This window comes from Pseudarthrobacter sp. O4, from assembly GCF_050157025.1.
GTDB lineage: Bacteria > Actinomycetota > Actinomycetes > Actinomycetales > Micrococcaceae > Arthrobacter.
In genome coordinates this window covers 904081-917947 of the sequence record NZ_CP189591.1, presented here as the reverse complement: position 1 = coordinate 917947, position 13867 = coordinate 904081, and the positions used below count along the sequence as shown (strand labels likewise).

The window sequence follows — 13867 nt, the reverse complement described above, 5'->3', positions numbered from 1 at the left end:
ACCAGTCGACGCCGGGGGGTGCCACTATTTCCCACGACCTTGCCAGTCCCGGCATTCCGCCCAAACGGGCAGTGTCAACCGGTCTTAGCAACATGTTCGTTGAGTAGCTTGTAGCCCAGGGAGGCCCGGGGACGGTCGTTGAGCTCCTCTGCGATGGAGTCAAGGAAGGGCTGATGACCGGTCAACTCGATGCCCTTGGGGAGGTATTCGCGGATGAGCACAGTGTTCTCATTCGTCGGTCACTCCCAGGGGGAGCGCGGGTAGGCGAAGTACACGGGCAAGTCCGTGGTAACGGTCAGGGCGGCGTGGTGGCCATCTCGGTGTCCTGTCCCAGGTCAGGGAGCCGCGCATCAGCGCCGGCGGGTCATGGACCCGATCCTTGAGCACATCGGCCAGCGACGCGGCCTTCTTGCACTCGCGCAGCCAGCATGACCAGGAACCGATTATGGCGGGTGTTCAACTTCCTGGGGAAATAGGTTCGTGTTGTAGATAGCAGAGCACTCCCGTGGTTCTGCGGGGATGAGTGTCGTCTACGCATTCAACCTGAACAGGAACCACGAGCTTTGTTACAGCCTACTGTGGCTGGCCATGATCCTGCCAGCATGATCTTCAACCTGCCTGATCCGGAACGCATCGGCAACGAGGCCCGGTTCGCCCCCTGAGAGGCACGGCCCCGATCCCCGCATCATCGGGGAAAACCACCCGGCACAGGCTCAGCCACGGCGGGGACTGAGCCGCAAACGCCGCAGCCGCGAAACCACCCTGGCTGAACTTGTGGCGCAGGCCGCGCTGCCCGAAGCGAACAGGCTCTACCGGACCGTGTGCCGCTGGTGCCCCGAGATCGAAGTCCTCATCGTCACCGCGGCAACAAACGGCCAAGGTAGAGGCCAATAACACCGCGATCAAGCACATCAAGCGAACCGCGAGGGGCTACCGAAACCGGGACAATTACAAATCGCGTATCCTCTTGAGGAGTGCAGCCCGGACGGCAGCATGGGCAATCATCTCAGCAGAACATTCCCCGGGAACCTTGAAGAGCCCCGTTTCCTGCATCGAAAGTGGACTCAGCCGCGATGATGCCCTCGCCCACGGATACAGGAGCTGGCTGGCCGAGCAAACCCAGCAGAGATCTAAGTTGACAGCTATGGGTGGATCACGCAGGGACCTGGGGTGGCTTTAACTGTGTTAGCTTATGGCATGAGTACTGGGGTATAGTTATCGCCGCAGAATATGGCACAGCCTGGAGGGCGTTCCTCACCCAGTCAGGGGTTTAGCCCCGCATTGTGTCCGAACGGACGAACGGCCCCACCCCCACAGCGAAGGTGAGGATGGAGGACAATGCCCGCCAGGCTCGTCGCCGGTAGAATCTTGAGATGACATCTAGCAAATGGGGAAAGACATCGTGATACCTGGCCTTGAGTTGCGCCGCGAAACTGACCGACTTAATCGTGCAGGAACCCTCGCAGCGCGGGAAAAAAACAACGAAGCGAAAGCGCGGGAGCTCTTCGCCGAAGCGTTGGGCAAGGACGTGTATGCATGCCAGGACGACTGGGACCTCCTCGCGGAATCGACCCGGGCATTCCGGGCTCGCGTGCAGTTAAGGAATCTACTTCGTCTTCGAATGGTTCCTATGACCCGTGCGGCCAAGGTTTTCAATGCAGAGTATGTGATGCCTGAGGATTGGAAGCCAAAGGTATTCGTCTATTGGGGGCAGGGTTTCGAGAATGCTCCAGAGATTGTTAAGTTCTGCCATGCGGAGCTTCATCGTCTTCACGACGCCGATGACATCGTGGTCCTCACGGACGAGAACCTATCTGACTGGGTGGAGCTGCCGGCTGACTTGCGGGAAATGATCGGGGAGAATCGAACCGCGTTCTCGGATGTTCTGAGGTTTGAGCTACTCGCTAAGTACGGTGGTATCTGGATCGATGCCACGTGCCTTCCCACGGTTCGCCTTCTGGATCACTTCGACGAGCTGATCGGCGAGGCAGGGTTTTTCGCCTTTGAGACCAAGGAAAAAACCATTTCCAGCTGGTTCCTCGCGAGTCGTCCTGACAACTATTTGACGCATCTTGTTAGGGACTCTTTGCGGCTTTACTGGCGGGTGTTTGACCGACCCGTGACGTACTTCTATCTCCACTTCATTTTCCAACTCTTGCATACCATGGATAACCGATCGGACCGGATCTGGTCCAAAGTTCCAAGGCCGAAGTACGATCCGCGGACTTTCGGTCGCGTTCTCAAGCGTCGCGCAGATGAAGTCGATGCTGAAAAGATCGTAGGTGCCAGCATTGTGCATAAGTTGTCGTACAAGCGAGACCCCTCGGAAGTGGGTCCGGGTACAGTATTCCACGAGCTAATCCATGGATCATTTTTCAAGCGCTAGCGTGAGCTGTTAACGCCAACAAAAAACATGACGATTTCTGCAATTGAAAACAGGGCCACCGACCATTCTGGAGGGTGATCAATTTGGATGATTGGGCGGAGATGCGCCACCTGTTTTCGACGGGCGAGCACTCGAAGCGTGAGATCGGCAGGCTCGTAGGAGTTTCCCGCGGAACGGTGGAGCGCGCGCCGGAGTCGGACGGGCGCCGAAGTACCGGCGGGCAGCAGGACAGCGGGAGTGTCGAGTTTTGATGCGTTTGCTCCCAGGGTGCGGGAGCTGTTGGTCAGGGCGCCGACGATGCCGGCTGCGACGCTGGCGGAGCGGGTGGGCGGGTCCGGTTCCGCGTCGCTGTTCCTGGCGAAGGTCGCCCCGATCCGGCCGGAATACGCAGCGCCGGACCCGTCTGACCGTCTGGTCCACGAACCGGGATTCCGGATCCAGTGCGACCTCTGGTTCCCCAGGAACCGCTGCCGCGCGGAGAAGGTCAGAACGACACGCCCCCGGTGCTGGTAACACATCAGCGTTCTCGGGCTTCATCCAGGCACGGATGCTGCCCTACCGCACGACGCCGGACCTTCTGGGCGGGATGAGGGCCCTGCTGCAGGACGCGCAGGTGGTGCCGTCCAGGCCGCTGTGGGACAACGAGTCCGGCATTGGCAGACGCCGGCCCTCGGACCCGGTGGCCGCGTCCGCCGGTTCCCTTGGCGATCAAATAGCTCCCGCCGCCGGATCCTGAGTCCCAGGACTCTGGACACGGGCCGTGGCTACGTGAGCGGCTTCCGTTTCATTCCGGTGTTTTTGTTGCGTAGCGGGCCCCGAGTATTCGTGTCAAGATGCCCGTTTGGGCTGTTTCGTGGGTCGCGGGCTGGTCGTATTTCTTGCTGATCTTCGCGCCGTTGCGGACCTTCGCGAGGAGTTTCTGCTGTGGCCCGAAGTGGTTGGTCAGCGGCCGCTGGAGCGCCCAGATCCGGTTGAGCAGCTCCAGTTCCCCGGCGGTGTCGTAGCGGTGGTAGCCGACGGTCTGGCGGACGATATGCAGTTCGTCTGCTCCACATGGGCGCCGTCGTTCTTGTTCCCGGACTGGGACCGGGTGAACGTCAGATTCTCCTGTTCGCACAAGGTCAGCAGCTCCCAGTTGATGAACTCTGAGCCAATATCCCAGTTGTGCCGATGTGGGCACAACTCGGATTATGCCGGCCGCCAGGAAGCACCATGCCGAGGTGGCGGCGGAGACGGACGCGGCGTTGATGGCCGCACGCACCCTCCAGCCGGCACCGCCGAAGTCACTGTCACCAGCGCCATGCACAACGCGATCATGGCGCCATTGTGGGGGGCCGAAGCCGCTCTCGATCAGCCACAAGCAGCGCATGCGGGAATCCCTGCCAGGGTGCGTCTCGGCGATCTGGCCCCGGGCCGGCAAGTCCTGGACACCGAGGTCAAGCTCATCACCCACGCTATCCGCATGGCCGCATACAACACCGCAATGACCATCGGACGGGAGATCCGCACGAACACCGGCTACAAGCGTGCCGCCGACGAAGCCCACGCGATCATGCGCCAAGCCTTCAACCAGCCGGGCGACATCGACCCTACCGTCCCGGGATTCCTGACGATCCGGCTGGGCCCCTTGCCAACGAAGCGGGCCACCCAGGCCATCGACGAGCTCTGCGAGCACCTCACCAGCACCGAAACCCGCTACCCCGCTGACCCTCAAATTCGCCATCAAAAACAACACCCCATCGCCCAGCCATTAAATCGCCAGTGTGTCGGAGTCCTGAGACCTGAGAGGACGCCATCGCAGCATGCCCGAGAAGCGTTTTCAATTGGCACTATTGGCCCCATTTTCGGTTGGCGTTAACAACTTGTAACTCACACCATCCATCACGAATATCCAGTGATGTGGTGGCCCGAATTATCGGGCCGCGTTGCTGTAGTCGGGGTACTTGAAGCTGGGGTATTCAGGCGCCATGACAGTCATATTCCAGTACGCGGACTTCTTGACGGTACTTGCGTCAGGCTTATAGTAGGGCTTGGACAGGGACAGGTGCGGGCGCTCCCATGCCGTGTGCATGCGGACGACCTTGGCGGGGGCCCCGACGGCTATGCAGTTGTTCGGGATTCGGCCCTTCACGAGGGAACCAACGCCGATTACTGATCCATCCCCAACAGTCGCTCCACCGAGGAGGACTGAGCCGTTGGAGAGCCAAACATGGTTGCCAACCACCACAGGCTTTGATGGGTTTACCCGTTCCCCAGACCGTACATCGAAGATGGCGTGCGCGTCATCGGTCCGGACCTGGCATCCGACGGCGAACATGCAATCATTGCCAATTGTCAGCGTCTGTCCCTCAACACATGTCATGCTGACGCTTTGCGTTGCGGTCACGTCGTCACCGATGGTTACGGTGGAGTCTTGGCCGATGCGTATGAAAGCCGCGAAGTTCCCGGTCTTGTGACCTCCGATGCGGGCCACTCCGTTGTCGCAGTCGAAGCTGAAGTGCACCTTGCGCAAGTTCGCGGTCTCCGCCACTTCGAGAGTGTTGTTGGATCCCCTGAACTCAACCGTCACGTCACGGCCACCCGTGCCCGAGTAAATGATGGTGTTGCCTTTGTCGTCCCGGTAGGGTGCCAGTGCAGTGATAGTCATGCCTTCGATGATACCGACGGGTAGCCGCTCCTATCGCCACCACATCGCAGCTGTACGCACGAAGGCCGCCCCTGCAGCTGCGCGGCCTCATTTGGGACCAGGCCGTCGTCAACACGTCCATGGTCAGCATCGACTGGCAGCTCATCGGATACGACTCGAGTGACCCGCCGGGTCCACCGAAGACGGACGCCAGCTGGAGGCGAATCCACATCGCGACTACTCCATACGACTGCTCAAGCAGCTTCGCGAGGGGCCCCAAGGTGTGGGCAATCTGGTGTTCTATTCTGCCGGCCGGGCCATCGCCAGGCAGACTGCGGGAGAGGCGTGGCGGTACGTCAGATCACCTCCATTTTCGGATCAGGGCAGACCAACCCTAGCGAACTGCATGTTGTGGTCCGAGGGCATCGTTCCGACATAGTTCCCTAGCGCATCGATTTTGGCGACGTTTTCGTAATAGGGAACCCGCATCTTGGAGGTGAAAATGTAGTCGATGTAGGTTCCATTAGTTCCAGCGGCCCCCTGTCGGACGGTTCGTTCAAAGCCGTTCCAGCTGTTGACGCGCCGGTTGACAACCTTCTCAGCCGTCGCCGCACCACTCGGGTACCAGCTCTTGTACGTATTACCGAGGGAATCCACTAGTCCCTGGCTCGTGAGCACGTCGTAGGGGCCGTTGGCCGGCTCCGTCCACTTATTGGAATTCATATCGCCTACGAGAATGACCGGCAGGTTGCTCGTATTCCGGCTCTCAACGGTGTCCAGGACAGCCTGGGCCTGCCGCTTGCGGAGGTCGTTGGAGGTAGCGTCCTTGCCGATCTCCAAGTGTGCGTCGGCAAATATCAAGTGCTTGCCAGTGGACAGTTGTACTACCTCGGCCCAAGCAACGAAACGGGGGACGGTCGCCCCCGAAGCTGCGGGGAGTAACTTCGAGCCTGACCGCACTGCCTTGACAGTTTTCGCGTTGTAGAAGATCCTCGTCCCGGCTGAGGCACCCTGGTCGGCATAGACACAGTTCGCGGGAAGCCGTGAGTCGACACAGTTGTTACGGTTCGAGTTAGTCAGTTTGTACTGCGCACCCGCGGCCGTTAGGCGATCTCGTAGATCCTCAAATTGTGTGTATCCGCCTGGTCTAGGATCGTTCAGCCATGTCTGTGAGGCTTCCTGGATGCCAATGATGTCTGGCATTTTGGAAACGATTGTCTGTACAACGGCGCCTCGGCGATCCGCCCAGGACTTTTCCTCTGGCAGCCCCTCGATACAAGTGGCGCAACGAATGTTGTAAGAGGCAACGGACAGCGGGTTGGTGATAGCCGGCAGCACGGGCATAGCCGCGGTCGCTGCCTTGGCAACGGTGGAGTAGGTAGTGATTCCGGCTCCGGTTGCCGAGAGCGCCCGCACCTGCGCGTAGTACTGGGTTGCGGGCAACAAGCCACGCACCTCGCCTGTAGTGGTTGATGATGTCGCGTACGTCGGGGCACTCATGTCAGCTTTGCTGCTCAAAGCCAGCCGATACTGGGGCGCGTTGGGTACGGCGCCCCAAGAGAAAGTCAGGGTCGTAGTGCTCTGGATCGTGGATTTCAGTCCTGTCGGGGGAGCGGGTGGTGCCACCAGAGTTTTCGCCGTCACGGCGGCTGAATATGCGGTGAGGTCCGCGCCGGCCGAGTTCAAGGCCTTGATCTTGACGTAGTAAGTCGTTGCCGGGGTCAGTCCTCCGTAGCCCCCGGTGAGGCCGGAGGCGATGTTGCGATAAAAGGGCGCGCTCATGTCGGAGTTGGTTGAATACATGAGCCGGTATCCGACCGCCCCGGAAACGGAGTTCCAGCCCATAGTCAAGTAACTAGCGGTCTGCGAAATGGACTTAAGGCCTGTAGGTGGCGCCGGCATGGGGGGGAGGGTCTTAGCCGTTACGGCGGCGGAATATGCGGTGAGGTCCGCGCCGGATGAGTTCAAGGCCTTGATCTTGACGTAGTAAGTCGTCGCCGGGGTAAGTCCTCCGTAGCCCCCGGTGAGGCCGGAGGCGATGTTGCGATAGAACGGTGTGCTCATGTCGGCTTTGGTCGAATACATGAGGCGGTATCCAACCGCGCCAGTAACGGAGTTCCAGGACATGCTCAGGTAGGTAGAGGTTGTCTGCGAAGTCGACTTCAACCCCGTGGGCGGAGCCGGTGCAGCTACAGCGTTCTGCGCACCCACCCCAAGCACAAGGGCTAGTGTCATGATAATCGCTGCAGCGCCTGACCTTGGGCGCCGTCCTGTTCGCAAGCGCATCAACATCTGAAACCTTCCCTTGTGCCCTGGGATATCGTTGCCTGCCCGCCTCCGATAAAGTGCGAGCTCCATCAGTGCCTAATGGAGACATTCCCGTACCAGCCACTATCGGCAGCATTCGCGGATCCGTTAGCATACGACCCCGGGAGAAGTCAGTGAGCGTTCCGAGCTGATGGTGACTTAGGGCTCGCGAGTAAATAAGCATGGGTTGCATGTTTCGGGTTCAATTGTTGTGTTATGGGTTTTGGATCCGAGGTCGAGGCGGCGTTGACGGGGAAATTCGATTCGTTGTTGCCGCATTTGGATGAGCGTCGGCGTCGGCTGTTGATGGGTGCGGAAGCTCGGGTGCTCGGCCATGGTGGCATCAAGGTTGTCGCCCGGGCCGCTGGGGTCAATGCAGTCACGGTATCCAAGGGCGCGGAGTTGGAATCCGGCAGCGATCCCTTGAAGCGGGTGCGCCAGCCCGGGGCGGACGTAAACCCCAGACAGTCAAAGACCCGGGACCGCTCGATGCGCTGCTGCGCCTGGTTGAGCCCGATCAGCGGGGGCACCCGTGTTCGCCGTTGCGGTGGACGACGAAGCCCACGCGAACCTTGGCACAGTAGCTGACCCGGAGCGGTAATCCGGTGTCGGCGTGGACGGTGGCGAACCTGCTGCACGAGCAGGGATTCAGCCTGCAGGGCAACGCGAAACCGGTCGAGGTGAGCCGTCCACGAGGATCGTGACGCCCAGTTCAAGTACCTCAATGCCCAAAGCGCGGCACATATCAATGCCAGCCAGCCGGTGATCAGCGTGGATACAAAAAAAGAAGGAGATCGTCGGTCTGTTCAAGAACGGTGGGCAACAATGGCGCCCGGCCGGAGACCCGGTCCGAGTGAATGTGCACGATTTCCCCGACCCGGACCTGGGCAAGGCCAACCCCTACGCGGTTTACGACGTCACGGCCAAAACCGGATGAGTCTCGGTCGGGACCGATCACGATACGGCCGCGTTCGCCGTGCAGACAATCCGACGCTGGTTCGACCAGGTCGCCAAAGTCGCCTACCCGGATGCCGACCGTCTGCCGATCTGCGCCAACGGTGGCGGCTACAACGGCTACCGGCTCCGCGCTGGAAGAACGAACTCGCTGCCCTGGCCGCTGAAACCGGAATGGAAATCACCGTCTGCCACCTACCGCCCGGCACCAGCATGTGGAACAAGATCGAGCACCGACCCTTTAGCCACATCTCAATGAACTGGCGTGGACGCCCATTGACCAGCCATGAAGTCATCGTCGATCTCATCGGCGCGACCACCACCAGGACCGGGCTGAAAGTCCACGCTGAACACGACAAAGACACCTACCCGACCGGGATCAAGATCAGCGACACCGAGATGGCGGCACTGCCGATTAACCGTCACGATTCTCATGGCGAGTGGAACTACACCCTCCGGCCCGCAACACCGGCATAACAGCGTGTTGGTTACTCACAGGCCCTTACTGCAGATCGACCCGTTCTCGGCCTATCGGCGCACAATTAGTCGATCCGGTTCATCCCTGAGCGGAGCGGTACGCCGTACAGGTGCATGTTCATGAGCATCGTTGCCGTGTTGACCGTTCGTGGTCCAACATCCGGATGATCCTTGATTTGAGTATTCCGAGAATTGAAAAAGGAAATACGGTCCAGGAGAGGGCCGACGAGAATGTCGGATATGTATACGAATTGGGGAGAGCGCTCGGAAGTAATAACCGACCAGCGGCTATAGGCGCCAGGGACGGAAACCGCGCCATCGACAACGCTACGGATCAGCTCACGGAAAGCATTCTGCTTTGAAGAAGGGAAAATGCCACCCGACGTGAAATGCGAATCACGGTAGCGCTCCTCGTAGTACGCGTCGGAAACAACCGGATCCACGGCAACACAGCGGTAGCCGCCCTTAAGGGCGTGATACAGGGCGCCGGTACCGCCCTTGGACACTCCGTACAGGACCACTGAATCGTGACCGATCTCGTGCAGCTTGGCGACGGATGCTAGGAGTCGCTGAATTGCCGAGACGTTGTCCTGCAAATAGGTCGAGTTCAGGTAAAAGGATCCGGCAACCCCGCCAAGGTCTGCAATTCGAAGCACGGCCGTGTCGCTCGGCAAGTACTTCTGCACCGACGGAAAATTCTGCATGAAGTGCCGCATGAGGCTAGTCGTGTACATGTCTTCATGGATAGCCGAGAAAACGACGAAGAGGCGCTGTGGATAAACGCCGGAGGCTGGAGGCGTGTATGTGTAGACGACTCCGTCTTCCGTGATACTGTATTCGCCATCCTTCACCTTCGACCACAGGTCCCGGACAACGTCGTACTTTACCAGGCGGGTGACATTGTCCTTCGTGAGGTACGAATGAAATCCATGCTTCGTAAGCCCAACCAGATTCGTCTTTGCGGCCGGAATTTTGCGCGCTAAACGGATGAGGTTCATGTCCTCACCGTGACCCTCTTCCAGTGCCACATGAACAAATTTTGTGTTGTCGGTGATCTGATTGGCGACGGTTTCCCACGGGCTGTTGTAGGACATCTTTATGACGGCATCACTCATGATATTTCCATTTTCTAGATTGTCCGGCCGTTAAGAGGAAGGGGAAGAGGGAGATGCTACGGCCAAAGGATCACTAGCCGACGCGGACGGGACGTGGTCGTTGTCGGCCGGGAGGGCCAATTCAAGGAACTGCGCGTGGGCCTTCTGCTGGTACTTCGAGATGTTGAAGACCCGTTGAGGGACGCTGCCGTCCATGTACTGATTCAGGCCCTGAATCAAGCCCTCCACCGAATTCTCAACAAGGAGGCCGTAGCCGTCTTGAAGGACGTACTTGGCCCCGATGATTTCCGTAGAAATAATGGGTTTCTTCAGCGTCAGGGCTTCCAGGAGGACCATCGGCTGCCCTTCGTGGTTGGAAGAAAGCACGAAGCAATCCGCGCGGGCGAGAGCCGGGAAGGGATTACTTCGTAGTCCGCCGAGCAAAACGTTGTTAGTCAGATCGAGGTCAGCTATCAGCAGTTCGAGGGTCTGCCGGAGTGGTCCGTCCCCCAGTATCACCAGACGACTGGTCGGGGTCATACTCCGGAACTCGTGGAAGGCACGGATCAGCTTTTCGTGATCTTTTTCCGGCGACATCCTGCCCATGGTGATAAACGTCGTGAAGTGCGGTGAGAACCAGTCCAATAGGTCCTCGTCCAAATCTCCGTCCGATAATTCGAGCGTTTTGGTCGGGTTTATTTGGTTTACGGCATGAACGAACTTATCGTCCGCCAAGGACAGAAGTGATCCCAGATGATCGCGGTTTTCTTCGCTTATGACTTCGGACACTGAAACAAGGGCGTCGTACGAGGGATAGATGCGGAAGATAGCTTCTAGGTGGGGAAATCTACCCAGCCATTCGCTGCGCATGTCATTGTGCAAGAAGGCTAGCCGGCGTGAAGGTTTGAGGGCAGCCGCCATAAGCGCTGTCCAGAATGTGGAGTAACCTTCAAATTCTATCGCAGACGTAAATTTGTGGGGTCCGAAAATCCTGACAAATTCCCTGGCGAATGTTCTGCGATAAATCTTCATCTGGGCTTCATTTGTCAAAACCCGATGCTTGTTCAGGCGGTCTACCACCCATTTCTCTTCTGGCGTGAAGAGTTGCCGTCCCACCCTGCCGATGACCCGCACGTTTGCGGGGAGCTCCTCGAACTTTTCAACTCTATCGGCATGGGCTGCAGTGTCATCAACCGGTACCACGACTGTGACATCGTATTCGTCAGGGTCTATGTGGCTCAGCAGGTTGAGCAGCGACGACGTGATTCCGTTCGGAATGAAGCTGTGGTGGAAGAGAAGGGACGTCTTGGCCGGGGTGTCTCTCTTCAGTTCATGGGAATCATCACCGAAGAAGAAGAAATCGACGGCTCGAGCGGATGCTTTACCATCTTCACGTGGGCAATATTGCTGGACCAAGTCGGCGTGGATCCCGGCTTGATCGGCATTCGCTATTTGCTGGGAGACGGTCTCGACAAGTTCATCGATGGTGTTGGCAGTTGGTAGGCCCATCGTGCTCGGATCAATGTATAGGCCGCGTTCATTCTGATACTCGTCGAGGTCGTAGGTGTACATCGTGACGGGTTTGCCGGTGGGAAGGAAGTCAAAAACAATGCTCGAGTAGTCGGTGATGAGGACATCCACGACTGCGAGGAGCTCGTTGGTCTCGACGGAATCCGGAGCGATAGTTACGCTCAGATTCGCTCCCGCCAGGAGCTCCTGCGTCCTGTGATGAGCGCGGAAGATCACGTTGCAGTCCAAGGCTGCCAGCCGTGCCAAGTCAGACGTGAGTTGTTCCGTATCGAAGTGCGTAGTGCTCAACCCGCCCCGCCAGGTGGGGGCATAGAGAACCACCGGCCGCGGATCGGACGCGTGGATTCCGAGCGTCCGCTTCACGCTGATGCGTGTGGCCTCCGAGGCGTTGAGGGTCCGGTCGACTCTCGGGTAGCCCGTAACCGCAACGCTCCCGGACATCATGGTGTCCACATCGTAGCGGCGCGTTAAGACGTCGGCCGTAAATTGATTCGCCGCCAGGACGTGAGTGGCGTGCAGGAAGTTGCGCGCCACGTTTTTGTGCTCCAGGAAGCCAGTCCCGATGTCTTTGCCGAGGGTCTTCAGGGGAGTACCGTGCCATGTGTTCAGGTATTGCTGACCGGGCCGGGCCGCGAAGTATGCCGGAAAGGTCACGTTGTTAATGAGGTATTTTGCTGTGGCAAGGTGGCGTCTGTAGCCCGCACTATTTCGTCTGATAATGGCCACGTTCGGGTGCGTCTTGACGGCACTCGGGACATAGGTGTTGTCATTGGCAACCCAGACATGCAGGTAGCCATCGAAGGCCTCACGCCGGGAAAGCTCCTCGAAAATGGCCAAGGGATTGCAGCTGATGGAATCGCCGTGGAAGCTCTCGTAAAGAACGACGTCTTCCCGAAGCTGCAGACTTTCCCGCCACGATGTGTAGTACATGACGTCGAGGAGGCCTTTGTCTTTTCGATAGCCTGTTGTATCAACCCCATGGGCATCATCGAACACCCTGCTCATACGGAAGCTTGCCGCCGCCGACTTGAAGTCGTTAGCAAGGGTCAGGGCATTGCCGAGCCGGTAGTACCAATCCGAATGGACTTCGTTGCTGCGATCAATGGCTGCTTGATAGGCAATTGCGGCCTGTCGGTAGAGGCCAAGTGAGGCCGCTTTCTCCGCCACGGCCACGCTTACCAGGGATGAAGGATTTCTTAACGCTGCCCGTAGCGCGTCGTCGATGAAGTTTTCGGCGTAGCGGGAAGGCGACTCTCCGTGGCCCGCGAAGGCGTCGCCGGCGCCGTTCAGCCCAGGTTTTGCTATCAGATGAGCCGCGCATGCTTCCTCATAGCGTTCAGCGCGCTCGAGCACGAATCCGCATCGGTAGGCCCAGTAGGCAGACGGTTTGGGACTCTCCGCGAGGCCAAACGCATATGCCTCGGCAGCATCAGCCCACCGCTCCAGGCGTTCGTAGACGAAGCCGCGGCGAAAATGCCACGAGGTCTGCGTGGGGTCCATGGCCGTGGCTTTGCGGTACATGTCCGCCGATGCTTCCCATTCATAGCATTTTTCGAGTGCCAGAGCCGCTCGATAGGCAAGTGCCGCGTTGTGGGGCTGAAGGGTGAGTTCTTGGACGTACGCAGTGGCGGCCCCGCGCCAGTCTTCTAGCTGCTGGTAGAAAACCCCTACCCCGAAGGACGCGGCGCCGAGCTTCTTGTCCAGTGCCACAGCCTTGGTGAACAGCACCCCCGCTGTCTCCGAATTTCCGGCCTGTGATCTGCAGGAGGCCTCCCTGAAGTGGATCTCGGCCTTGCCAGGATCAAGGCGGTTGGCTTCGCCGTATGCTTCCGCTGCCTGCTCGAACCGGTTCATGGCCTCGCGCGCCTCGCCAAGCCGAAGGTGCCATGCCGCGCTGGCACCGTGGTGTTCAAGACCCGCCTCCAGCGCCTGGATTTCCTGCCAGCGCTGACCCGTGAGTTTGTGTTCAGCTGCGAGAGACGAGTGGCCTACTGCCGTAGCGTGAGCAACGCTGTGGCCTGCCGGTATGGCATTCGCTGTGTCAACTCGTGTAGACGCGACTGCGCCGGTTGATGTCGGTAGGTCCGGATTCTCGTCGTCGGTATTGGACCCCCTGCTGTCCCGCACAAGGGTGAGGCACTCCGCCCACTGCTCATTGTCCGGTTCCATGGAAAGAGCCTGTTCAAGAAGCAGTTGGGCTTCTTGAAGCGTACCGAGTCGGAAATGAGCAAGGCCGTAATGGAACACGACCGCGCTATCTCCGCTATGCCCGTTGTGATAAAGGTTTCTGTACCCGTCGAGTGCGGCCGGCCAGTCACCGACGCTTTCAAAATGGCGCGCCGCAGCGAACGCAGCTTCCCAGGTACTCATTCATCTCCGTAGTATTTTCCAGCGCTGACAGTTCGCTGGGTAGTTCGGTAGTCGACGGACCGTATGGCTGGATACCCCAGCCATACGGTCCGTATTAGGTTCCAAGACACCGACGCGCGCTCG

The 13867-nt window shown here is 59.0% G+C and carries 7 protein-coding genes and 3 pseudogenes; 5 read left to right on the top strand and 5 right to left on the bottom strand.

The window, feature by feature from the left end:
• Positions 1–74: 74 nt before the first annotated feature.
• A pseudogene (locus tag ACQCSU_RS04170) lies at positions 75–423 on the bottom strand (transposase); the annotation flags it as partial.
• A 351-nt stretch (positions 424–774) separates the two neighbouring features.
• Between ACQCSU_RS04170 and ACQCSU_RS04165 the strand changes: the two are divergent.
• From ACQCSU_RS04165 to ACQCSU_RS04150, 4 genes and pseudogenes are all read left to right on the top strand, one after another.
• Positions 775–988, top strand: a pseudogene (locus tag ACQCSU_RS04165) (transposase); the annotation flags it as partial.
• A 399-nt stretch (positions 989–1387) separates the two neighbouring features.
• Entirely contained in the window at positions 1388–2386 is a 999-nt protein-coding gene (locus tag ACQCSU_RS04160; protein WP_426978428.1) for a capsular polysaccharide synthesis protein, read from the top strand.
• A 547-nt stretch (positions 2387–2933) separates the two neighbouring features.
• On the top strand, positions 2934–3122 hold the full coding sequence (locus ACQCSU_RS04155; RefSeq protein ID WP_426978426.1) for a hypothetical protein: 189 nt from the start codon (positions 2934–2936) through the stop codon (positions 3120–3122).
• A gap of 117 nt (positions 3123–3239) precedes the next feature.
• Positions 3240–4244, top strand: coding sequence for a hypothetical protein (locus ACQCSU_RS04150; protein WP_426978425.1), 1005 nt, complete (start codon positions 3240–3242; stop codon positions 4242–4244).
• 54 nt (positions 4245–4298) lie between these two features.
• Here the strand turns inward: ACQCSU_RS04150 and ACQCSU_RS04145 are convergent, their stop codons facing one another.
• Both ACQCSU_RS04145 and ACQCSU_RS04140 read right to left on the bottom strand, forming a co-directional pair.
• The gene (locus tag ACQCSU_RS04145; RefSeq protein ID WP_426978424.1) at positions 4299–5033 is read right to left on the bottom strand and encodes an acyltransferase; all 735 of its coding nucleotides are present in this window, start codon (positions 5031–5033) and stop codon (positions 4299–4301) included.
• A gap of 357 nt (positions 5034–5390) precedes the next feature.
• Positions 5391–7097 carry a fibronectin type III domain-containing protein gene (locus ACQCSU_RS04140; RefSeq protein WP_426978423.1) on the bottom strand — a complete coding sequence of 569 codons (1707 nt, stop codon included), beginning with the start codon at positions 7095–7097 and terminating at the stop codon, positions 5391–5393.
• 438 nt (positions 7098–7535) lie between these two features.
• Here ACQCSU_RS04140 and ACQCSU_RS04135 point away from each other — a divergent pair.
• A pseudogene (locus ACQCSU_RS04135) lies at positions 7536–8735 on the top strand (ISAzo13 family transposase); the annotation flags it as partial.
• A gap of 80 nt (positions 8736–8815) precedes the next feature.
• On the opposite strand, the gene ACQCSU_RS04130 reads toward ACQCSU_RS04135, so the two are convergent.
• Both ACQCSU_RS04130 and ACQCSU_RS04125 read right to left on the bottom strand, forming a co-directional pair.
• The gene (locus ACQCSU_RS04130; RefSeq protein ID WP_426978422.1) at positions 8816–9865 is read right to left on the bottom strand and encodes an XcbB/CpsF family capsular polysaccharide biosynthesis protein; all 1050 of its coding nucleotides are present in this window, start codon (positions 9863–9865) and stop codon (positions 8816–8818) included.
• A 30-nt stretch (positions 9866–9895) separates the two neighbouring features.
• Entirely contained in the window at positions 9896–13744 is a 3849-nt protein-coding gene (locus ACQCSU_RS04125) for a CDP-glycerol glycerophosphotransferase family protein (RefSeq protein ID WP_426978421.1), read from the bottom strand.
• Positions 13745–13867: the final 123 nt, after the last annotated feature.